The organism is Streptomyces coeruleoprunus, from assembly GCF_039542925.1.
GTDB lineage: Bacteria > Actinomycetota > Actinomycetes > Streptomycetales > Streptomycetaceae > Streptomyces > Streptomyces coeruleoprunus.
Map to the genome: position 1 here is coordinate 3252629 of NZ_BAABIT010000001.1, position 21442 is coordinate 3274070.

Below are 21442 nucleotides of genomic sequence, written 5' to 3' on the forward strand. Positions count from 1 at the left end.
CAGGCCGCGCCGCCGTCGGCGGGACTCACCCCGCCCGGCGGGGCATCGCGGCGGCGGAGGCGGTTCCGTGAGCCGACGGGGCCGACGGCCGGGCTGCCGGGGCCTTCGGCCGGGCGGCGAGGAAGTCCGCCCAGCCGGTGGCCGGCGCCCGGCCCACCTTCAGGGTGCGCAGTTTCGCGAGGACGGCCGGGTCCTGGGCATCGAGCCAGTCGGCGAGCCGGCGGAAGGACACGCAGCGCACCTCTGCCTGGACACAGACGTGAGCAATCGTTTCTTCAATGGCACGCATGTACGTGCCGCCGTTCCAGGACTCGAAGTGGTTGCCGATGATGAGCGGCGCGCGGTTGCCCTGGTAGGCGCGGGTGAAGGCCTGGATCAGGCCGTCGCGCATCTGGTTGCCCCAGTACCGGTGGTGGGAGGGGTCGCCCTTGGCCGTCCCGGACTGGTTGACCATGAAGTTGTAGTCCATGGACAGCGTCTCGAAGCCTCGGCCGGGGACGGGGACCAGCTGCAGCGACAGGTCCCACAAGCCCCTCTCCTTCTCGGGCCAGACCTGGTCGTTGATACCGCTCGTGTCGTACCGCCAGCCCAGCTCGGCGGCGGCCCGCACGAAGTTCTTGCGGCCCTCCAGGCAGGGCGTACGGGCCCCGATGAGCTCCTTGTCGTAGTCGAAGGGCAGCGACTTCTCGCTCTTGAGTCCGGAGTTGGTTCTCCAGTTCTTCACGAAGGACTTGGCCTGGGCGATCTCGCTCTTCCAGTCCTCGACCGACCAGGTGCCGACGCCGCTCTCCGGGCCGCAGAAGTGGCCGTTGAAGTGGGTGCCGACCTCGTTGCCCTCGAGCCAGGCCCCGCGCAGTTCGCGCACGGTGTCACGGATGCCCTCGACGTCGTTGAACCCGATGTCGGAGCGACCGGGCGCGTGGCCCGGCGGGTCGTAGAGCGTCGCCTTGCTCTCCGGCAGCAGATAGACGCCGCTGAGGAAGTACGTCATCGTCGCGCCGTACCTCTTCCCGACGCGGCGGAAGTGCGAGAACAGCTTCTGACTGTCCTCGCCGGCGCCGTCCCAGGAGAAGACGACGAACTGCGGCGGCCGCTGACCGGGTTTCAGTCGCTCGGGGCGGGTCAGGCCCGGCTGGGCACCGGTGTACGCGGTGGACCCGTCGCCGATCAGGCGGACGGCGTTCTCAGGAGGTCCGGCGGCACCCTCGGTGCCGGGCGCGCCGGCGGAGGAGCCGGACCCCCAGGGGTTCGCGCATCCTGCCAGTCCGGCGAACAGCGCCGCGGTCACGGCGCCGACGGTGATCCCTTTCGTGACGGCTCTCATCGGCCCACCCTTCTTCTGCTTCCCCGGTCGCGTGCGTCGCGCGGGAGAGCCGTCAAGGTCGCACCGCGGTCGTCGTCCGGACGCCACGACGGGCCGCATTAAGACGATTAATCACCTCCAGGGGTGAACTATTGCCCTATTTGCCCCGAAAATAATGCCGGAGTCTTTACTCTGCATTACGATCCATTTACCGAGAGTTGGCAAAGCCATCAGCCGGCGATCCGCCTGGCGATCTCACGCTGCCTGCCGTGATCCACGGCCGCGCCCCCACTGTTCGACTCGCACGTCCATCGACCGCGCAGCCCCGGAGGAGACGCGAACCATGACCGCCTGCACCCCGCCGCGCACCGACGGCGCGGACCGTCCCGCCGACGGGAAGCCTTCCCGCCCGTCCCGCCCCCGCCGAACGACAGCCACCTCCCTCGCCGTGTTCGGTCCGCGCGTACTGCGTGCTCTCGGCCGGTCGGGTTCGCCCCGGGAGCACAGCCCGCCGCCTCGGGGTGGCCGGCGCCACGGGATCGCGGGCCCCGACCTGTCCGCATCTGTCGCTGTCTTCCTGATCGCCCTGCCGCTCTCCCTGGGCATCGCCCTGGCCACCGGGGCACCGCTCCAGGCGGGGCTGGTGGCGGCGGCCGTGGGGGGCATCGTCGTCGGCAGGTTCGGGGGTGCGCCGCTCCAGGTGAGTGGGCCCGCCGCCGGGCTGACGGTGGTCACGGCCGAACTGATCCAGCGGTACGGGTGGCGCACCACGTGTGCGATCACCATCCTCGCCGGGCTCGCTCAACTGGGGCTCTCGGCGCTGAAGGTGGCACGCTCCGCCCTGGCCGTGTCCCCGGCGATCGTGCACGGCATGCTGGCCGGCATCGGCGTCACCATCGCCCTCGCTCAGCTGCACATCGTGCTGGGCGGCACGCCGCAGAGTTCCGCCGTCGACAATGTCCTGGGCCTGCCCGGCCAGTTGGCGGACCCGCACCGGGCGGCGCTGGCGGTGAGCGCCCTCACCGTGGTGGTGCTGCTGGCCTGGCCGCACCTGCCCGGGCGGGGCGGGCGGATCGCCCGGAAGGTGCCGGCCGCGCTCGCCGCGGTGGCGATCGCGACCGTGCTGGCGCTGGCCGCCGGGCTACGGGTGCCGCGAGTGGACCTGCCGTCGTGGAGCAGCCACGCACTTCCGGGGCTGCCGGAGGGACCGGTCCTCGGCATCGCGGCGGGCGTGTTGACGATCACGCTGGTCACCAGTGTGCAGTCCCTGCTCTCGGCCGTGGCCGTCGACAAGCTGGTCACCGCGCGCAAGACCCCGAAGACACCGGTCCCACGCTCGGACCTCGACCGGGAGCTGGCCGGTCAGGGCATGGCGAACGTAGTGTCCGGTGCCCTGGGCGGGCTTCCCGTGGCGGGTGTCGCGGTGCGCAGCGTCGCCAATGTGTCGGCCGGCGCGGTCAGCCGCAACTCCACGATCCTGCACGGCGTATGGGTCGTCCTGGCCACGCTGCTGCTCGTCCCTCTGCTGGACCTGATCCCGCTCCCGGCGCTCGCCGCGCTGGTGATGGTGGTGGGCGTCCAGATGGTCAGCATCACCCACATCCGCAGCGTCACGCGGCACCGCGAGGCCCTGGTGTACGCGGCGACGGTGTCCGGCGTGGTGTTCATCGGGATCCTCCAGGGCGTGGCGCTCGGCATCGCCGTGGCGACGGGCGTCGCCCTGCACCGGCTGGCCAGGACCCGCATCACGCGGGAGGAGAGGGACGGCGTCGAGTGCGTCCGGGTACGGGGGCAGCTGACGTTCCTCGCGGTGCCGCGGCTGAGCCGTGTCCTGCACCAGATTCCCGGGCGGACACGGGTGGTCGTCGAGCTGGACGGCTCGTTCATGGACCACGCCGCCTACGAGACGCTGCACGAATGGCAGCTGTCCCATGTGGCGCACGGGGGCAGCGTGGAGCTGGCGGGCCGTTCCGGCGCGAGAATCGCGGAGCCGGCGTCCGGTTCGCACGCCTGCTGCCGGCCGTGGACGCCCTGGCGCAACCACCACTGCGGTGAGCACACCGTCGAGCCGGAGAGGAAGTCGACGGCCCATCAGCTGGCCAGTGGCCTCAGCTCGTTCCAGCGGAACACCGCCCCGCTCGTACGGCAGGAACTGGCGCGGCTGGCCCGCGAGGGGCAGCGGCCCTCGCAGCTCTTCCTGACCTGCGCCGACTCCCGTCTCGTCACCAGCATGATCACGGCCAGCGGGCCGGGCGATCTGTTCACCGTGCGGAATGTGGGCAACCTGGTGCCGTTGCCCGGCTCGGAGAGCGGTGACGACTCCGTGGCGGCGGCGATCGAGTACGCCGTCGACGTGCTGCGGGTCAGTTCGATCACCGTGTGCGGGCATTCGGGCTGCGGGGCCATGCAGGCGCTCCTCAACACCTACCCGGAGGCGCCCGAGGACGCCGCCGAGAGGCCGCAGCCGCCCGGGACGCCGTTGCAGCGGTGGCTGCGGCACGGGCTGCCGAGCCTGCGGCGCATGCGGGGCAAGGAGCACACGTGGGCCCGGCTGTCCGGGCGGCTGCCGGCGGACGCGGTCGAGCAGCTGTGCCTGACCAACGTGGTCCAGCAGCTGGAGCACCTGCGGGCCCATGAGGCGGTGGCGCGACGGCTGGCCGAGGGGACGCTGGAACTGCACGGCATGTACTTCCATGTGGGCGAGGCCCAGGCGTACCTGCTGACGGGTACGGGCGGGGTGGACGACGTGTTCCACCGCGTGAACCCGACGTCGTCCGGCAGAGCGGACGCCGCACCAGCCCTGGCCCAGGGCTCCGGGCGGAGCCGACGGGCGCAGGCCACGGCCTGAGACGGCACGCAGGGGCGGGCGTGCGCCGGATGCGCCCACCGGCCCGCGGGCGGCCAAGGGGGCGGCGCTCTCCGGGCCGGCGGGGCGGCCACCCCGAGCCACGCGCCGTCTCCGGGCCCGCACGCCCGCGCCTGGCCCCGCACGCCCGCACCGGAACCGCTCTCGCCCGCCGCGCGCTCGTCCGGCCCTCGCCCCCAACCACCGCCCGCCCCTCCTCCGCCTGAACCACCATCCCAGCGCGTCCGTGGAGGTGGTTGGCCCCTCCTTTCTGCGCCCGGGGAGAAGGGGCCATCTGACCGCCCGTCCCGCCTCGGTTCACCCATCAGCCGTAGAGGTCTAAACCAATGATCGGGAAACCCTTGTCACCCGGCCATTGGGCTGGTGAGCTATGTGCCGGGACACATCGGACGCCCTGGGAATGGGAGATGTCGTGAGCAACGAGAGCCTGGCCAACCTGTTGAAGGAGGAGCGGCGGTTCGCCCCGCCCGCCGAGCTGGCCGCGAACGCCAACGTGACGGCGGCCGCCTACGAGCAGGCCAAGGCGGACAGGCTCGGCTTCTGGGCCGAGCAGGCGCGCCGGCTCAGCTGGGCCACCGAGCCGACCGAGACGCTCGACTGGTCGAACCCCCCCTTCGCGAAGTGGTTCGCCGACGGCAAGCTCAACGTCGCGTACAACTGCGTGGACCGCCATGTGGAGGCCGGGCTCGGCGACCGGGTCGCGATCCACTTCGAGGGCGAGCCGGGCGACACCCGCGCCCTCACATACGCCCAGCTCAAGGACGAGGTCAGCCGCGCCGCCAACGCGCTGACCGAACTGGGCGTCGGCAAGGGCGACCGGGTCGCGGTCTACATGCCGATGATCCCGGAGGCCGCCGTCGCGATGCTGGCGTGCGCCCGTATCGGCGCGGCCCACTCGGTGGTCTTCGGCGGCTTCTCGGCCGACGCGATCGCCGCCCGGATCGAGGACGCCGACGCCAAGCTGGTCATCACGGCCGACGGCGGCTACCGGCGCGGCAAGCCGTCCGCGCTCAAGCCGGCCGTCGACGAGGCCCTGAGCCGGGTCGACAACGTCGAGCACGTGCTCGTGGTGCGCCGCACCGGCCAGGACGTGGCCTGGACCGAGGGCCGCGACCTCTGGTGGGACGACATCGTCGGCCGCCAGTCGGCCGAGCACACCCCGGAGGCGTTCGACGCCGAGCACCCGCTGTTCATCCTCTACACGTCGGGCACCACGGGTAAGCCGAAGGGCATCCTGCACACCTCGGGCGGCTACCTCACCCAGGCGGCGTACACGCACCACGCGGTCTTCGACCTCAAGCCGGAGAGCGACGTCTACTGGTGCACGGCCGACATCGGCTGGGTCACCGGCCACTCGTACATCGTCTACGGGCCGCTGGCGAACGGCGCGACGCAGGTCATGTACGAGGGCACGCCGGACACCCCGCACCAGGGCCGGTTCTGGGAGATCGTGCAGAAGTACGGCGTCACGATCCTCTACACGGCGCCGACGGCGATCCGCACGTTCATGAAGTGGGGCGACGACATCCCCGCCAAGTTCGACCTGTCCAGCCTGCGGATCCTGGGGTCGGTCGGCGAGCCGATCAACCCCGAGGCGTGGATCTGGTACCGGGAGCACATCGGCGGCGGCCGCTGCCCCATCGTCGACACGTGGTGGCAGACCGAGACCGGCGCGATGATGATCTCGCCGCTGCCGGGCGTCACCGAGACCAAGCCGGGCTCCGCGCAGCGCCCGCTGCCGGGCATCTCGGCCACGGTCGTCGACGACGAGGCCAACGAGGTCCCGAACGGTGGCGGCGGCTACCTCGTCCTGACCGAGCCGTGGCCGTCGATGCTGCGCACCATCTGGGGCGACGACCAGCGGTTCCTCGACACGTACTGGTCCCGTTTCGAGGGCAGGTACTTCGCCGGCGACGGTGCAAAGAAGGACGACGACGGCGACATCTGGCTGCTCGGCCGGGTCGACGACGTGATGCTGGTGTCGGGCCACAACATCTCCACCACCGAGGTGGAGTCCGCGCTGGTCTCGCACCCGAAGGTGGCCGAGGCGGCGGTCGTCGGCGCGGCCGACGAGACGACGGGCCAGGCCATCGTGGCGTTCGTGATCCTGCGCGGCACGGCGGCGGCCGAGGCGGAGGCGGACGGCGACAGCCTCGTCACCGACCTGCGCAACCACGTGGGCGCGACGCTCGGTCCGATCGCCAAGCCGAAGCGGATCCTGCCGGTCGCCGAGCTGCCGAAGACCCGCTCCGGCAAGATCATGCGCCGGCTGCTGCGGGACGTCGCGGAGAACCGGGAGCTGGGTGACGTCACCACCCTCACCGACTCCTCCGTCATGGACCTGATCCAGGCCAAGCTGCCGTCCGCCGCCGGCGAGGACTGACGCACCCGTAAGGGTCGGCACGCCGGCGGCGACCGACGCGTCGGCGAGGACTGACGTACGGGCGGCCCCGCCGGCCGCCCGTACCGCAGTCGACCCGCAGTCGAACCGCAGGCCTACCGCAGGCGGCAGGGCACCCGGCACCGACGAGCCGGGTGCCCTTTTTGCACATAAGGTGAGGTTTACTCGGATTCGCCCCCTAGGTCCTCCGGTAGGGTGTGGGGCGCATCAATAAAGCGACAAGAAGAGCAACAAGAAGTCCAAGGGGCGCCGGGAAGTCTGGTCGGCACGCGATTCGTCATGTCCGCCGACACCTCGGAGGTTCCCGCACCGTGGCCGCGCCCAAGACGTCCCCTTCCACCGAGCGCAGGTTCCTCGGCCGACTCCCGCTCCCCGAGCGCACCTTCGTGGCGGACGCCCTGCGCACCGAGACCCTCGGTGGCGTGCTGCTGCTCGTGGCCGCGATAGCCGCGCTCGTCTGGGCGAACACCCCGGTGCGGGAGAGCTACGACGCCGTACGACACTTCCACATGGGCCCGGCCTCACTCGGCCTCGACCTGTCCGTCCAGCACTGGGCGGCCGACGGCCTCCTCGCGATCTTCTTCTTCGTCGCCGGCATCGAGCTCAAGCGCGAGCTGGTGGCGGGCGAGCTGCGCGACCCCAAGGCCGCCGCGCTGCCGGTGGTCGCCGCCCTGTGCGGCATGGTCGCCCCTGCCCTCGTCTACGTCCTGACCAGCGCCGCCGGCGGTGGCTCGCTCGCCGGATGGGCGGTGCCGACCGCCACCGACATCGCCTTCGCTCTCGCCGTCCTGGCCGTGATCGGCACCTCGCTGCCGGCCGCGCTGCGGGCCTTCCTGCTCACCCTCGCCGTCGTCGACGACCTCTTCGCGATCCTGGTCATCGCTGTGTTCTTCACCAGCGACCTCGACTTCCTCGCGCTCGGCGGCGCCGTGGCCGGCCTGATCCTCTTCTGGGTGCTGCTGCGCGTGGGCGTGCGCGGCTGGTACGTGTACGTGCCGCTCGGCCTGGTCGTCTGGGGCCTGATGTACAACAGCGGCGTCCACGCCACCATCGCGGGCGTCGCCATGGGCCTGATGCTGCGCTGCACCCGCCGCGAAGGCGAGGACGTCTCCCCCGGCGAGCACATCGAGCACCAGGTGCGCCCGCTGTCGGCCGGCCTGGCCGTGCCGCTGTTCGCGCTGTTCTCGGCCGGCGTCTCCGTGTCGGGCAACGCGCTGGCCGACGTCTTCACCCGGCCGGAGACGCTCGGCGTCGTCCTCGGCCTGGTGGTCGGCAAGGCCGTCGGCATCTTCGGCGGCACGTGGCTGACCGCCCGCTTCACGCGCGCCAAGCTCAACGAGGACCTGGCCTGGGCCGACCTGTTCGCGGTCGCCGTCCTGGCCGGCATCGGCTTCACCGTGTCGCTGCTCATCGGCGAGCTGGCCTTCGAGGGGAACGCCGCGCTGACCGACCAGATCAAGGCGGCCGTGCTCATCGGCTCCCTCGCCGCCGCGCTGCTGGCCACCGTCCTGCTGAAGCTGCGGGTCCGCAAGTACCAGGCGCTCGTCGAGGTCGAGGAGCGCGACGAGGACATGAGCGGCATCCCCGACATCTACGAGATCGACGACCCGGAGCACCACCGCCGGCTCGCCGAGATCTACGAGCGCAAGGCGGCCGAACACCGGCGCAGGGCCGAGGAGCACCGGCGCCTCGCCGAGGCGGAGGGCCCGCACGCCGAGGAGCACGTACGCCGGGCAGAGCAGCACGGCCGGGAGGCGGAGGCGCGCGTACGGCAGGCGGCGGACCAGGTACGGCAGGCCGAAGAGGCGGGGGGACCGCGCGGGGACGCCGACGGTCCGGCATGATCTGAGGTCGGACCGCAGAGGTCCGGACCCTGAACGTTCCGACCGTAGAGGTCCGGACCGTGAACGATCGGACCGCAGAGGCCCGAACCGTCAACCTTCGGACCGTGGAGGTCCGGGCGTGAAAGGTTCGGGCCGCAGAGGTTCGGACAATGGGGGGGTCCGGACAATAGGGGTTCGGGCAATAGGGGTTCGGACAGAAGAGGTTCGGACCTCGGAGGTCCGGACCGGGACCCGCAGAAGTCGGACCCAAGAGACGAAGAGATGCAGAGGGAGCGAGACGATGAGCGAGCCCGCCGGCACGACCGGTATCGCCGGTAACGGCGAAGAGCGCACTCTCGGCCAGCTGGTCGCCTCGGCGACCGCCGAGATGTCCGCACTCGTCCACGACGAGATCGCGCTGGCGAAGGCCCAGCTGCGGCAGGACGTCAAGCGCGGGGCGCTCGGCAGCGCCGTCTTCCTGGCCGCCGTCGCCGTCCTGGTGTTCTCGCTCCCGATGCTGAGCTTCGCGCTCGCGTACGGCTTCCACGCCTGGACGGGCTGGAACCTGGCCTGGTGCTTCCTGCTGTCCTTCGCGGTGAACGTGTTCGTCGCGGGCCTGCTGTTCGCCATCGGCGCGGTCTTCATGAAGAAGGCCAAGCAGGGCAAGGGCCCGCAGAAGACGGCGGCGTCCGTGAAGGAGACCGCCGCCGTCCTGCAGAACGTCAGGCCGCACCCCCGCCCCGATGGTGCTCCGGTCCAGGACAAGGCCGTGACTGTGGCACGCTCGTCTGCATGACGGTCCCTGAGAGCAGTACCGGCAGCGCCGGAAGTCCCGTACGGATCGACGGCCCCTGGACGCATCGCGACGTGGCCGCCAACGGGGCGCGCTTCCACATCGCGGAGATGGGCGACGGCCCGCTCGTCCTGCTCCTGCACGGGTTCCCGCAGTTCTGGTGGACGTGGCGGCACCAGCTGCCCGCGCTCGCCGATGCCGGCTTCCGAGCCGTGGCGATGGACCTGCGGGGCGTCGGCGGCAGCGACCGCACGCCGCGCGGTTACGACCCCGCCAACCTCGCGCTCGACATCACCGGCGTCGTACGGTCCCTCGGCGAGCCGGACGCGGCGCTCGTCGGGCACGACCTGGGCGGTTACCTGGCGTGGACGGCCGCCGTGATGCGGCCGAAGCTGGTGCGGCGGCTGGCCGTGTCGTCGATGCCGCATCCGCGCCGGTGGCGCTCCGCGATGCTGTCCGACTTCGCGCAGACCCGGGCCGGTTCGTACGTGTGGGGCTTCCAGCGGCCGTGGCTGCCGGAGCGGCGGCTCGTCGCGGACGACGCGGCGCTCGTCGGCCGGCTGATCCGCGACTGGTCCGGAGCGCGCGTGCCGGACGAGGAGGCGGTCGACGTGTACCGGCGGGCGATGACGATCCCGTCCACGGCGCACTGCTCGATCGAGCCGTACCGGTGGATGGTGCGGTCGATGGCCCGCCCCGACGGCGTCCAGTTCAACCGCCGGATGAAGCGTCCCGTACGGGTGCCGACGCTGCATCTGCACGGCTCGCAGGACCCGGTGATGCGCACGCGGAGCGCGGCGGGCTCCGGCGAGTACGTGGAGGCGCCGTACCGCTGGCGGCTCTTCGACGGCCTGGGGCACTTCCCGCACGAGGAGGACCCGCTGGCCTTCTCGACGGAACTCGTCAACTGGCTGAAGGACCCCGAGCCGGACCGGTAGCACGGCCCTCCCGGGCCTTGGGCGGAACCGACGGAAACGCGCAGGAACGGTTGTCCTACGAACAGCCAAATGCCTGGCGCATAGGCCAATTGGCGCTCCCTCAGGCGGTTACCGACCTTGGGCCCCGGGCACACGTCGGGGTATGGGCTGGACGCACGACTACGTTGACGCCGCACGCAACCGCCGCTCGGCCACCGCGCCGACCCCCGAGACGGGCGCCCCCCGGGGCCAGGGGCCGGACCCGCGCCTCGGCATCCCGCGCATCCTCCGCCGCCGCGCCCGCTGGGTCTCCGCCCGGCTCCGGCACCAGCGGGGCTGACCGGCCCGGCGGGCGACAGTCACCGCGCTTCGCCCCGGTCGGGCCGCCCGCCGTCCTCCTGAAGGACCGACGACGGACCGACGACGGACGGACGAAGGACCCGGCGCGAAGGACCCGGCGACGACCCGCCGCCTCGAACCACCCGCGACGGGCCCCCGTCAGAGCGCGCACCCCTGGCTGTCCACCTGCTGGTTGGCCGCCAGGCCCAGGTCGATGTCCTCCTGGATCTCGTCGACCGTCAGGGCGTAGCCGGTGTTCGCGTCGTCCAGCGAGCGGGCGAAGATGACGCCGTACACCTTGCCCTCAGGGGTGAGGAGCGGGCCGCCGGAGTTGCCCTGACGGACCGTCGTGAACAGCGAGTACACATCGCGGCGCACTTCGCCCCGGTGGTAGATGTCCGGTCCGTTGGCGTTGATGCGTCCGCGGACGCGCGCCGAGCGGACGTCGTACGCGCCGTTCTCCGGGAAGCCCGCGACGATCGCGCCGTCGCCGCTGCGGGCGTCCGTCGTGGTGAACTCCAGCGGCTTCGCCCGCAGATCGGGGACGTCCAGGACCGCGATGTCGCGCTGCCAGTCGTAGAGGACGACCGTCGCGTCGTAGAGCTTGCCCTGACCGCCTATCTGGACGGTCGGCTCGTCGACGCCTCCCACGACGTGCGCGTTCGTCATGACGCGGCGCTCGCCGAAGACGAAGCCGGTGCCCTCCAGCACCTTGCCGCAGCCGCGGGCCGTGCCGACGACCTTGACGATCGACTGCTGGGCGCGGGCGGCGACCGGGCTGTTGACGAGCGCCGGGTCCGGCGGGCGGACCTCGGTGATGGGCTCGTTGGCGAACGGGCTGAAGACCTGCGGGAAGCCGTTCTGCGCGAGGACCGACGAGAAGTCCGTGAACAGGGTGGACGCCTCGTCCGGCATGACGCGCGAGACGCCTTGGAGCACCTTGGAGTTGCGGACTTCCTTGCCGATCGTCGGCAGGGCCGTGCCGGCCAGGGCCGAGCCGATCAGCCAGGCGACGAGGAGCATCGCCACCACGTTCACCAGGGCGCCGCCCGTCGCGTCGAGCGCGCGGGCGGGCGACCAGGTGATGTGGCGGCGCAGTTTGTTGCCCAGGTGCGTGGTGAAGGCCTGCCCCACGGAGGCGAAGATCAGCACGATGGCGATGGCCACGATCGCGGCGGTCGTGGAGACCTCGGCGTCACCCGTGAGCGGCCCCCACACCAGGGGCAGCAGGTACGCCGCGGCGAGACCGCCGCCCAGGAAGCCGATCACCGACAGGATGCCGACGACGAAGCCCTGGCGGTACCCGACGATCGCGAACCACACGGCGGCGACCAGCAGCAAGATGTCCAGCACGTTCACCGTCATTAGCCTCGCAGATTCGTCTCCGGTCGCCCCGTGCGGCCGCGGAGCCCAGCAGTCAGCCTGTCATGCACGCCAGTCGAGCGGGACCTGCTTCCCCCGGTCCCAAGGCTCTTCCCAGCCCGCGTAGTGGAGAATCCGGTCGATCACCCCGGCGGTGAAACCCCACACCAGGGCCGATTCGACCAGAAATGCCGGGCCGCGGTGACCGCTCGGGTGGACGGTGGTGGCGCGGTTGGCCGGATCAGTGAGATCCGCCACGGGCACGGTGAAGACCCGGGCGGTCTCGGCCGGGTCGACGGCTCCGACGGGCGTGGGGGTCCGCCACCATCCCAGTACGGGCGTGACCACGAATCGGCTCACCGGGATGTACAGGCGGGGCAGCACCCCGAAGACCTGGACGCCGGAGGGGTCGAGCCCCGTCTCCTCCTGGGCCTCGCGCAGGGCGGCCCGCACTGGCCCGGGTCCGGCCGGGTCGCCGTCCTCGGGGTCGAGGGCGCCGCCGGGGAAGGAGGGCTGGCCGGCATGCGAGCGGAGAGTGCCGGCACGCTCCATGAGCAGCAGCTCGGGCCCGCGCCGGCCTTCGCCGAAGAGAATGAGCACGGCGGCCTGCCGGCCTCCGTCGGCGGGCGGCAGTATCCGGCTCAGCTGCTCGGGCTCGATGGTGCGCGACGAGCGCGCGACGGGCTCCAGCCACTCGGGCAGGCCCTCGTCGCTGACGACCACGGCCGCGGGCTCGGCGGCGGCTCCCGCGGCCACAGGCGTGTGCGTGCGGGCCGCAGGCTCGGGCCTGTGGGTCGAAGGCGTAGGCGTGTGGGTCTCTTCTCTCGCGCGCGTCATAGGCACCCCCGGTCCTCACAACGCATTCCGGCCACCAGTTCGTTCCACGACCCCCGGACCACGGCCCGCGACCGCCCGGCCACAGGCCACGACCGACCGGCCACAGGCCAGGACCGCAGCCCGACCACGGACCCCGACCGCCCGGCCACGGACCCCGCCCACCCCGCCACAGGCCACGACCGCCGAACCACGGACCCCGCCCGCCCGACCGCGGGCCACGACCGCCCGGCCACCGGGCCGGTCACTCGGCGCTGCCGCCGTTGGCGGGGCCGGTGACCAGTGGGGGTGCCGGGCGGCCCGGGTAGTCCGGGGGCGGGGCCAGGCGCTGGCCCGGATAGCCGCCCATCTCGTACTTCAGCAGCTTCCTCGCCTTCTCCGGGTCCGTCTCGCCCTCGCCGTACGCCGGGCAGAGCGCGGCGATCGGGCAGGCGCCGCAGGCGGGCTTCCGGGCGTGGCAGATACGGCGCCCGTGGAAGATCACGCGGTGCGAGAGCATCGTCCACTCGGACTTGGGGAAGATCGCGGCGATCTCCGCCTCCACCTTCTCCGGGTCCTCCTGCTCGGTCCACTTCCAGCGCCTGACCAGACGCCCGAAGTGCGTGTCGACGGTGAGCCCGGGGACCCCGAAGGCATTGCCCAGCACCACGTTCGCCGTCTTGCGGCCGACGCCCGGCAGCGTGACCAGGTCCTCCAGGCGGCCCGGCACCTCGCCGCCGAAGGCGTCCCGCAGGGCGACGGAGAGGCCGATCAGGGACTTGGCCTTGGCCCGGAAGAACCCGGTGGGCCGGATGATCTCCTCCAGCTCCTCCGGCACCGCGGCCGCCATGTCCTCCGGCGTCGGGTACTTCGCGAAGAGCGCCGGCGTGGTCTGGTTGACCCGCAGGTCGGTCGTCTGGGCGGACAGCACGGTCGCGACCAGCAGCTCGAAGGGGTTGCGGAAGTCCAGCTCCGGATGGGCGTACGGATAGACCTCGGCCAGCTCGCGGTTGATCCGCCGAGCGCGGCGGACCATCGCGAGGCGCGATTCCGCCTTCACTGACCGCTTTGCACCTTTTGGTGCGCTTTTGGCGGATTTCTTCGTTGCACGCGACGCTTGTTCGCCCACAGCGGAATTCTGTTCCCCGGACACTCTCCCGGCCCCCTCGGCCTGCGCTCTCACCGGCGAATTGGACACCCGGCCAGCCTAAGCGCCACCACCGACATCCGCCCTGGGCAAGGGCAATGAGGCCCCGATCGGGCCCCTGCCGTACGGACACGCGTACCAGTGCGTCAAACTTGTTGTGATTGATCGCACGATGATTAACCTGCGGAAGCCGGGCCGCCGGGGAACCATTCCACGGGCGGCACCCCTCGGAAGAGCGCCGCACCGTCCGGCATCATGGGGACCAACGTCCCTGAGCAGGTCGACATAGGAGAGAACTCGTGGACGACGTTCTGCGGCGCGCCCCGCTCTTCGCGGCGCTCGATGACGAGCAGGCCGCGGAGCTCCGCGCCTCGATGAGTGAAGTGACGCTCGCCCGCGGCGACGCGCTCTTCCACGAGGGCGACCCGGGTGACCGGCTGTACGTGGTCACGGAAGGCAAGGTCAAGCTCCACCGCACCTCCCCCGACGGCCGCGAGAACATGCTCGCCGTCCTCGGCCCCGGCGAGCTGATCGGTGAGCTGTCCCTGTTCGACCCGGGCCCGCGGACGGCGACCGCGACCGCGCTGACCGAGGTGAAGCTCCTCGGCCTCGGCCACAACGACCTCCAGCCCTGGCTGAACGCCCGCCCCGAGGTGGCGTCGGCGCTGCTGCGGGCCGTCGCACGTCGCCTGCGCAAGACCAACGACCAGATGTCCGACCTGGTCTTCTCCGACGTGCCGGGCCGGGTCGCCCGGGCGCTCCTCGACCTGTCGCGCCGTTTCGGCGTGCAGTCGGAGGAGGGCATCCACGTGGTGCACGACCTGACCCAGGAGGAGCTGGCCCAGCTCGTCGGCGCCTCCCGCGAGACCGTCAACAAGGCGCTCGCCGACTTCGCGGGCCGCGGCTGGCTGCGCCTGGAGGCGCGCGCCGTGATCCTGCTCGACGTGGAGCGCCTGGCGAAGCGCTCGCGCTGACGCGCCTGTAGGGCACAACGCCGGCAGGGCGCGAGCCCGAGGGCCGAGAACCGAAGGGCCGCCCCGGGGAGCCGATGCTCCCCGGGGCGGCCCTTTTCCGTGCGGCGCGTCAGTTCTTCTTGCCGTCGACGATCACCGGGGTACCGCTGCCGTTGCCGCAGGGCACGGCGTACACCGGGTTCTTCGCCGCGGCCTCCTTGTACGCCTCGATGCACTGGTTCGCCAGGACCTTGTCCGTGAGCGAGTCGTTGAGGATCTTGTTGGCCTTGGCGATGCCCTCCGCCTCGATCCGGCGGCGCTCGGCCTCCGCCTTGGCCGTCCGCGCGGCCTCCTGGGCCCGCTCGGTGGCCTGCTGCTGCTGGATCTTGCGGTCGATCTGGTCCTGGAGCTGGTCGGACGGCTTGACGTTCCGCAGGTTCACGGTGGTCACGTCGATGCCCCGCGGTGCCAGGCGCTCCTTGATGAGGTCGCCGATCTCCGCGTTGATCTTCTCGCGGGCGGAGGAGTAGCCCTCCTCGCTCGTGTGGCGCGCGAAGACGTTACGGACGATCTCCCGGCTGTCCGGGAAGACCAGCCGCTGCTGGATGGCGTCCTCGCTGCCCGCGAGCCGGTACAGCTCGACCGCCTTGGACGGTGCGACCGCCCACTTGACCGTCACCTCGACGTACATGACACCGCCCTGCGAGGAGCGGACCTCGACCACGTCCTTGTCGGAGAGGTTCAGGTCGACCGGGCGGGTCGAGAAGGTGGTGACCGTGGTGAAGGGCGAGATGACGTTCACGCCGGGCGTCATCGGCGTACCCACCTTGCCGAAGGTCACCGGCACCCCGACCTCGTACGCGCTGACCACGTGCACGGAGCTGGCCACGCCCGCGAACAGGGCCGCGATCAGCGCACCCACCGCACCGAGCCGGAGGCCCGTGCGGTCGCCGGCGCGGGCGACGAAGTAGAGCACCACCGCCACGATGAGCAGCAGGATGGACAGGACAAACACGACGGAATCCCCCCGTTCAAGCGACAACCACAGATGTCGGCATGTGATGTAAAGGGAGCGTAAAGCATCGGCGTGGTGTGTTGTCCCGCGCATGGCGATTGCGGATCCATACCGGTTCTGTACGGATCCTGCTCCGACTCGCGTCCGGGTCTACCGGACCTCCGGACTCGCCTTCCCGTCAGATCAGGCCGTGCTCCGACAGGTACTCCAGCTGCGCCCGCACCGACAGCTCGGCCGCGGGCCACAGGGACCTGTCGACGTCCGCATACACGTGGGCGACGACCTCGGCCGCCGTCGTGTAGCCGGTCTCGACGGCCGTCTCGACCTGGGCGAGCCGGTGGGCGCGGTGCGCCAGGTAGAACTCGACCGCCCCCTGCGCGTCCTCCAGCACCGGCCCGTGGCCCGGCAGCACCGTGTGCACCCCGTCGTCGACCGTCAGCGAGCGCAGCCGCCGCAGCGAGTCCAGGTAGTCGCCGAGCCGCCCGTCGGGGTGGGCGACCATCGTCGTACCGCGCCCGAGGATCGTGTCGCCCGTCAGGACGGCCTGGTCGGCGGGCAGGTGGAAGCAGAGCGAGTCCCCGGTGTGGCCGGGCGTCGGGACGACGCGCAGCTCCAGGCCACCGACCTCGACGACCTGTCCGGCGGACAGGCCCTCGCCGCCGAGCCGCAGCGCCGGGTCCAGGGCGCGGACCGGGGTCCCGGTCAGCTCGGCGAACCGCCCGGCGCCCTCGGCGTGGTCGGCGTGGCCGTGCGTGAGCAGCGTCAGGGCCACGCGCTTGCCGAGGCGCTCGGCCGTGTCCCGCACGCGCAGCAGGTGGCCCTCGTCGAGGGGGCCCGGGTCGACGACGACCGCGAGGTCCGAGTCCGGCTCGGAGAGGATCCAGGTGTTGGTGCCGTCCAGGGTCATGGCGGAGGCGTTGGGCGCGAGGACGTTCACGGCGCGCCGGGTCGCGGGCCCGGAGACCACGGCTCCGCGCGGCTGACCGGGGAGGGCGGCGGCGTCGGTCATACGGCGGCTCCTCCGGTGGTCGGCCGCGTGGCCTCGCTCGGGATGTGCTTGGTGAACTCGTCGTGGCCCGGCCAGCTCAGGACCACCTCGTCACCCTCCAGTCTGGCCTGCGCCAGGACCGGGGCCAGGTCGCGGGTCCCGGCCGCCGCGAGGGCGTCGAGCGGCGTCCCGTACGGCGTGAGGGCCCGCAGCGTGGCGATGGTCGGCGGCATCATCAGCAGCTCGCCCCGGTCATAGCCGGCGGCGGCGTCCGCCGGGCGGATCCACACGGTCCGGTCGGCCTCCGTCGAGGCGTTCCTGGTGCGCTGGCCGGCCGGGAGGGCGGCCACGAAGAACCAGGTGTCGTAGCGGCGCGGTTCGAACTCGGGGGTGACCCAGCGGGCCCAGGCGCCCAGCAGATCGGAGCGGAGTACGAGCTTCCGTCGGTCCAGGAACTCCGCGAACGACAGCTCGCGGGCCACCAGGGCGGCCCGGTCGGCCTCCCAGTCGTCGCCCGTGGTGTCCCCGGCGACCGAGTCCGGGGTGGGCCCGGCCAGCAGGACGCCGGCCTCCTCGTACGTCTCGCGGACGGCCGCACACACGACGGCCTGCGCCTCGGCGGGCGTACCGACCCCCAGACGCGCCGCCCAGTCGGCCGGCGAGGGGCCCGCCCAGCGCACCGGCTGCTCGTCGCGCGGGTCGACGGCCCCACCGGGGTAGGCGTACGCGCCACCGGCGAACGCCATGGACGTACGGCGCCGCAGCATGTGCACCTCCGGCCCGCGCGCGCCGTCCCGCAGCAGCAGCACGGTCGCGGCCCTCCTGGGCACCACGGCCGTCAGCTCCCCGGCCGCCAGCGCACGAATGAGACCGGGCCACTCCGGCGGATACCACTGACCATTGGACATGGCCGGAGCCTATGCGCATCCGCGGAGATGTTCGAGACCATGCCCCGTGTACTGGGGCCCCCGGGGCCCTGCGAGGCGGGACGCGGGCGCGGGGCGGCGGCGCTTTGCCCGGGGCGGAGGGCGGCGCCTTGGCCGGGGGCGGAGGCGGCGGGGCGCCGCCCCGGGCTCAGGGTGGTCGAAGCCGCCGTCAGGCTTGGCGCCGGCCGCGCACCAGGGGCCCGCAGGGCAAGTGCGCCGGCAGGGCGCGGAAGGGACATCGAGTCGGGCCTGCATGCCCGAGGGGGCCGACGCGCGGTCGGCCGAGGCGGCCACGACGTGGCGAGACGGCCCGGCACCCGAGCCGCGCCCGTGGCCCAGCGTCCAGGCGGCTGGTGCAGCCCGGCCGCCGGGGCCTCAACGGGCTCGGCGTAACCAGGGCCGGCCCGGCCCGGCAACGCGGCGGAGCTTGGCCGCGGCGGCCGCCCCGGCCGACGGGGGTCGGCCACCCTACGTCTTGGCCTGGCCGGAGCCGGCTCAGGCCAGGGCCGGCCCAGCGGGGGCCGCGAGCCCCCGGCCCGCGTCCAAGGGCGCACAGGCGGCCGCAGGCGCGGCCCGCCCCGGCACCATGCCGTACGACCGGCGCGGCCCAAGCGGGGGCCACGCCCAACCAGCTCAGGCCGGGGTCGGCCCCCGCAGAGCCGACGAGACGCGACCCCGCGCAGGACCGAAGCCCGGCCTCGCCAGGCTTAAGGCCTCAGGCCTCAGGCCTCAGGCGTCAGTTCCACCTGGATCTCGACCTCCACCGGCGCGTCCAGCGGGAGGACCGCGACGCCCACCGCGCTGCGGGCGTGGACGCCCTTGTCGCCGAGGATCTCCCCCAGCAGTTCGCTCGCGCCGTTCAGAACGGCCGGCTGGCCGGTGAAGTCCGGCGCCGACGCGACGAAGCCCACGACCTTCACGACACGCGCGATGCGGTCCAGGTCGCCCGCGACCGACTTGACGGCGGCCAGCGCGTTGAGCGCGCAGATCCGTGCCAGGTCCTTGGCCTCCTCGGGCGTGACCTCGGCGCCCACCTTGCCGGTGACCGGAAGCTTGCCCTCCACCATCGGCAGCTGGCCGGCGGTGTACACGTACGCGCCCGACCGCACGGCCGGCTGGTAGGCGGCCAGCGGCGGCACGACCTGCGGAAGCGTCAGCCCGCGCTCGGCGAGCGCCGCCTCGACGCGGCCGGTCACGGCTTCTCCCGCTTCATGTACGCCACGAGCTGCTCGGGGTTGTTCGGCCCGGGAACGACCTGGACGAGCTCCCAGCCGTCCTCGCCCCAGGTGTCCAGAATCTGCTTGGTCGCGTGCACGAGAAGCGGCACCGTCGCGTATTCCCACTTGGTCATGGGGCCGACTGTATCCGCTCGCCGGGACTCCCCAGGGGCAGCCTCCTGCGTGGGCGGGGGAGTCACTGGTTACGCTCGCTTGTGTGAGCAGGCTCCAGGTCGTCAGCGGCAAGGGCGGTACCGGTAAGACGACGGTGGCCGCCGCCCTCGCGCTCGCCCTCGCGACGGAGGGCAAGCGGACCCTCCTCGTCGAGGTCGAAGGCAGACAGGGCATCGCACAGCTCTTCGAGACGGAGGCGCTTCCCTACGAGGAGCGCAAGATCGCCGTCGCCCCGGGCGGCGGCGAGGTGTACGCACTCGCCATCGACGCCGAACGGGCCCTGCTGGACTACCTCCAGATGTTCTACAAGCTGGGGGCGGCCGGCCGGGCGCTGAAGAAGCTCGGCGCGATCGACTTCGCGACGACGGTGGCCCCCGGCGTACGGGACGTGCTGCTGACCGGCAAGGCGTGCGAGGCGGTGCGCCGCAAGGAGAAGAACGGCGGGTTCGTCTACGACCACGTCGTGATGGACGCCCCGCCCACCGGCCGCGTCACGCGCTTCCTGAACGTCAACGACGAGGTGGCCGGCCTGGCCAGGATGGGCCCGATACACCATCAGGCCCAGGCCGTCATGCGGGTCCTCAAGTCGCCCGAGACGGCGGTGCACCTGGTGACCCTGCTGGAGGAGATGCCGGTCCAGGAGACCGCCGACGGCATCGCCGAGCTGCGCGCCGCCGACCTGCCGGTCGGCAACGTCATCGTGAACATGGTCCGCCCGCACGTCCTGGACGAGGACGCCGTACGGGCCGCCTCCGGCGACCACCGCGCCGGTATCGCGCGGGCCCTGGGCACGGCCGGGGTGAGCCGCCCCGACGAGCTGGTCGGCCCGCTCCTCGACGAGGCGGCCGACCACGCGCAGCGCGTGGAGCTGGAGCGGGAGCAGCGCGAGGTGCTGGCGAAGCTTCAGGTCCCGTCGTACGAGCTCCCCTTCCTCGGCGAGGGCGCGGATCTCGCGGGGCTGTACCGGCTGGCGAAGGAACTACGGAAGCTCGGGGTGGGCGCATGACGACCGTCGAAGCGGCAGCACCGGTTCCGCAGGGGTCCCTGCCGGCGCCCGAGCGTCTGGCGGTCGACCCGCTCCTCGACGATCCGGCGACCCGCATCATCGTGTGCTGCGGCGCGGGCGGCGTGGGCAAGACCACGACGGCCGCGGCCCTCGGCGTACGGGCGGCCGAGCGCGGCCGCAAGGTGGTCGTGCTGACCATCGACCCGGCCCGGCGGCTGGCGCAGTCGATGGGCATCGACGAGCTGGACAACGTCCCGCGCCGGGTGCCGGGCACGCGGGGCGCGGGCGAACTGCACGCCATGATGCTGGACATGAAGCGCACCTTCGACGAGATCGTCGAGGCGCACGCGGACCCGGAGCGGGCCCGCGCGATCCTGGCGAACCCCTTCTACCAGTCCCTGTCGGCCGGCTTCGCGGGCACGCAGGAGTACATGGCGATGGAGAAGCTGGGCCAGCTGCGGGCGCGCGACGAGTGGGACCTGATCGTGGTGGACACCCCGCCGTCCCGCTCGGCGCTGGACTTCCTGGACGCTCCGAAGCGGCTGGGGTCGTTCCTGGACGGCAAGCTCATCAAGGTGCTGATGGCGCCCGCGAAGGTGGGCGGCCGGGCCGGGATGAAGTTCCTCAATGTCGGTATGTCGATGATGACCGGCACGCTGGGCAAGCTGCTCGGCGGTCAGCTGCTGCGCGACGTGCAGACGTTCGTGGCGGCGATGGACACGATGTTCGGCGGTTTCCGTACGCGTGCCGACGCCACGTACCGGCTGCTCCAGGCGCCGGGAACGGCGTTCCTGGTGGTGGCCGCGCCGGAGCGGGACGCGCTGCGGGAGGCGGCGTACTTCGTGGAGCGGCTGGCGGCGGAGCGGATGCCGCTGGCGGGGCTCGTCCTCAACCGGGTCCACGGCAGCGGCGCCGCCCGGCTCTCCGCCGAGCGGGCGCTTGCCGCGGCGGAAAATCTTGACGAGGTCCGCATTGTGGATCAGGGGGGCGGGCAGACTCGTGTGGGTGGCCCGGCGGCCACCTCTCCCGAGGCCCCCGCACCCGAATCGACAACTCAAGCCGGCTCCGCCGACGGCGCTTCTCCCGCCGTGGCGGAGTTGACGGCGGGTCTGCTGCGCCTCCATGCGGAACGGATGCAGGTGCTCGCGCGTGAACAGCGAACGCGCGACCGTTTCACCGCGCTCCATCCCGATGTGGCGGTGGCCGAAGTGGCCGCGTTGCCCGGCGACGTACACGACCTCGCCGGTCTTCGGGCCATCGGTGATCGGCTCGCGACCGGCGGAGGGTCCGCAACGGCCGGAGCGGTGTAGGCACGCGGGCTCGCCTGCGCGTCAGGTCCGACGCGTACGGGTCCGCTCGTGCGCCCGGTGAGGCGTAGGACGCGTGTGAGGCGTCCGAG

General features: G+C 72.2%; 18 protein-coding genes. 9 read left to right on the forward strand and 9 right to left on the reverse strand.

Going from position 1 to position 21442, the window contains the following annotated elements; all coding sequences use genetic code 11:
* Nucleotides 1-25: 25 nt before the first annotated feature.
* Nucleotides 26-1324 (reverse strand): polysaccharide deacetylase family protein, encoded by a 1299-nt coding sequence (locus ABEB09_RS14225; protein ID WP_345690269.1) that lies wholly within the window; start codon nt 1322-1324, stop codon nt 26-28.
* Between the two features lie 322 nt (nt 1325-1646).
* On the opposite strand from ABEB09_RS14225, the gene ABEB09_RS14230 reads away from it, so the two are divergent.
* The 6 genes from ABEB09_RS14230 to ABEB09_RS14255 all read left to right on the forward strand — a co-directional run bounded on the left by ABEB09_RS14230 (nt 1647) and on the right by ABEB09_RS14255 (nt 10443).
* Nucleotides 1647-4151 (forward strand): SulP family inorganic anion transporter, encoded by a 2505-nt coding sequence (locus ABEB09_RS14230; protein ID WP_345690270.1) that lies wholly within the window; start codon nt 1647-1649, stop codon nt 4149-4151.
* Between the two features lie 388 nt (nt 4152-4539).
* Nucleotides 4540-6552 carry an acetate--CoA ligase gene (gene acs / locus ABEB09_RS14235; RefSeq protein ID WP_345690271.1) on the forward strand — a complete coding sequence of 671 codons (2013 nt, stop codon included), beginning with the start codon at nt 4540-4542 and terminating at the stop codon, nt 6550-6552.
* 329 nt (nt 6553-6881) lie between these two features.
* Nucleotides 6882-8414: a Na+/H+ antiporter NhaA gene (gene nhaA, locus ABEB09_RS14240; protein WP_345690272.1), complete on the forward strand. Its 1533-nt coding sequence runs from the start codon at nt 6882-6884 to the stop codon at nt 8412-8414.
* Between the two features lie 280 nt (nt 8415-8694).
* Nucleotides 8695-9189 (forward strand): phage holin family protein, encoded by a 495-nt coding sequence (locus tag ABEB09_RS14245; RefSeq protein WP_345690273.1) that lies wholly within the window; start codon nt 8695-8697, stop codon nt 9187-9189.
* Complete coding sequence (locus tag ABEB09_RS14250) at nt 9186-10124, forward strand: alpha/beta fold hydrolase (RefSeq protein WP_345690274.1); 939 nt, start codon at nt 9186-9188, stop codon at nt 10122-10124. The genes ABEB09_RS14245 and ABEB09_RS14250 overlap by 4 nt, the downstream gene beginning before the upstream one ends.
* Nucleotides 10125-10266: 142 nt before the next feature.
* Nucleotides 10267-10443: a hypothetical protein gene (locus ABEB09_RS14255; protein WP_345690275.1), complete on the forward strand. Its 177-nt coding sequence runs from the start codon at nt 10267-10269 to the stop codon at nt 10441-10443.
* Between the two features lie 158 nt (nt 10444-10601).
* Here ABEB09_RS14255 and ABEB09_RS14260 read toward each other — a convergent pair whose 3' ends face one another.
* The 3 genes from ABEB09_RS14260 to nth form a co-directional block, all read right to left on the reverse strand.
* Nucleotides 10602-11801 carry a MarP family serine protease gene (locus ABEB09_RS14260; protein ID WP_345690276.1) on the reverse strand — a complete coding sequence of 400 codons (1200 nt, stop codon included), beginning with the start codon at nt 11799-11801 and terminating at the stop codon, nt 10602-10604.
* A gap of 66 nt (nt 11802-11867) precedes the next feature.
* Nucleotides 11868-12641, reverse strand: coding sequence for an NUDIX hydrolase (locus ABEB09_RS14265; protein WP_380839421.1), 774 nt, complete (start codon nt 12639-12641; stop codon nt 11868-11870).
* Between the two features lie 241 nt (nt 12642-12882).
* Nucleotides 12883-13746: an endonuclease III gene (gene nth / locus ABEB09_RS14270; protein WP_380839419.1), complete on the reverse strand. Its 864-nt coding sequence runs from the start codon at nt 13744-13746 to the stop codon at nt 12883-12885.
* A 317-nt stretch (nt 13747-14063) separates the two neighbouring features.
* Between nth and ABEB09_RS14275 the strand changes: the two genes are divergently transcribed.
* Nucleotides 14064-14738, forward strand: coding sequence for a Crp/Fnr family transcriptional regulator (locus ABEB09_RS14275; RefSeq protein ID WP_031077600.1), 675 nt, complete (start codon nt 14064-14066; stop codon nt 14736-14738).
* A gap of 109 nt (nt 14739-14847) precedes the next feature.
* Here ABEB09_RS14275 and ABEB09_RS14280 read toward each other — a convergent pair whose 3' ends face one another.
* The 5 genes from ABEB09_RS14280 to sp36 form a co-directional block, all read right to left on the reverse strand.
* Complete coding sequence (locus ABEB09_RS14280) at nt 14848-15732, reverse strand: prohibitin family protein (RefSeq protein WP_345690279.1); 885 nt, start codon at nt 15730-15732, stop codon at nt 14848-14850.
* A gap of 178 nt (nt 15733-15910) precedes the next feature.
* Nucleotides 15911-16741, reverse strand: coding sequence for an MBL fold metallo-hydrolase (locus ABEB09_RS14285; RefSeq protein WP_345690280.1), 831 nt, complete (start codon nt 16739-16741; stop codon nt 15911-15913).
* A complete protein-coding gene (locus tag ABEB09_RS14290) occupies nt 16738-17628 on the reverse strand; it encodes an NUDIX hydrolase (protein ID WP_345690281.1) in 891 nt (296 codons plus the stop codon). Before ABEB09_RS14290 ends, ABEB09_RS14285 begins: the two co-directional genes overlap by 4 nt.
* Nucleotides 17629-18368: 740 nt before the next feature.
* A complete protein-coding gene (locus tag ABEB09_RS14295; RefSeq protein ID WP_345690282.1) occupies nt 18369-18842 on the reverse strand; it encodes a RidA family protein in 474 nt (157 codons plus the stop codon).
* Nucleotides 18839-18997, reverse strand: a complete 159-nt coding sequence (gene sp36 / locus ABEB09_RS14300) for a Sp36 family protein (protein WP_345690283.1) — start codon at nt 18995-18997, stop codon at nt 18839-18841. The genes ABEB09_RS14295 and sp36 overlap by 4 nt, the downstream gene beginning before the upstream one ends.
* An 83-nt stretch (nt 18998-19080) precedes the next feature.
* Here sp36 and bagA point away from each other — a divergent pair, with 83 nt between their 5' ends.
* Nucleotides 19081-20043, forward strand: a complete 963-nt coding sequence (bagA, locus tag ABEB09_RS14305; protein ID WP_345690284.1) for an ATPase BagA — start codon at nt 19081-19083, stop codon at nt 20041-20043.
* Entirely contained in the window at nt 20040-21353 is a 1314-nt protein-coding gene (gene bagB, locus ABEB09_RS14310; RefSeq protein ID WP_345690285.1) for an ATPase BagB, read from the forward strand. Before bagA ends, bagB begins: the two co-directional genes overlap by 4 nt.
* Nucleotides 21354-21442: the final 89 nt, after the last annotated feature.

Coding starts and splice junctions, on each gene's coding strand:
- sp36 (WP_345690283.1), bottom strand. CDS start 18,997: ATGACCAAGTGGGAATACGCGACGGTGCCGCTTCTCGTGCACGCGACC.
- ABEB09_RS14265 (WP_380839421.1), bottom strand. CDS start 12,641: ATGACGCGCGCGAGAGAAGAGACCCACACGCCTACGCCTTCGACCCAC.
- ABEB09_RS14255 (WP_345690275.1), top strand. CDS start 10,267: ATGGGCTGGACGCACGACTACGTTGACGCCGCACGCAACCGCCGCTCG.
- ABEB09_RS14250 (WP_345690274.1), top strand. CDS start 9,186: ATGACGGTCCCTGAGAGCAGTACCGGCAGCGCCGGAAGTCCCGTACGG.
- ABEB09_RS14225 (WP_345690269.1), bottom strand. CDS start 1,324: ATGAGAGCCGTCACGAAAGGGATCACCGTCGGCGCCGTGACCGCGGCG.
- ABEB09_RS14290 (WP_345690281.1), bottom strand. CDS start 17,628: ATGTCCAATGGTCAGTGGTATCCGCCGGAGTGGCCCGGTCTCATTCGT.
- ABEB09_RS14230 (WP_345690270.1), top strand. CDS start 1,647: ATGACCGCCTGCACCCCGCCGCGCACCGACGGCGCGGACCGTCCCGCC.
- ABEB09_RS14245 (WP_345690273.1), top strand. CDS start 8,695: ATGAGCGAGCCCGCCGGCACGACCGGTATCGCCGGTAACGGCGAAGAG.
- bagB (WP_345690285.1), top strand. CDS start 20,040: ATGACGACCGTCGAAGCGGCAGCACCGGTTCCGCAGGGGTCCCTGCCG.
- ABEB09_RS14285 (WP_345690280.1), bottom strand. CDS start 16,741: ATGACCGACGCCGCCGCCCTCCCCGGTCAGCCGCGCGGAGCCGTGGTC.
- acs (WP_345690271.1), top strand. CDS start 4,540: ATGTGCCGGGACACATCGGACGCCCTGGGAATGGGAGATGTCGTGAGC.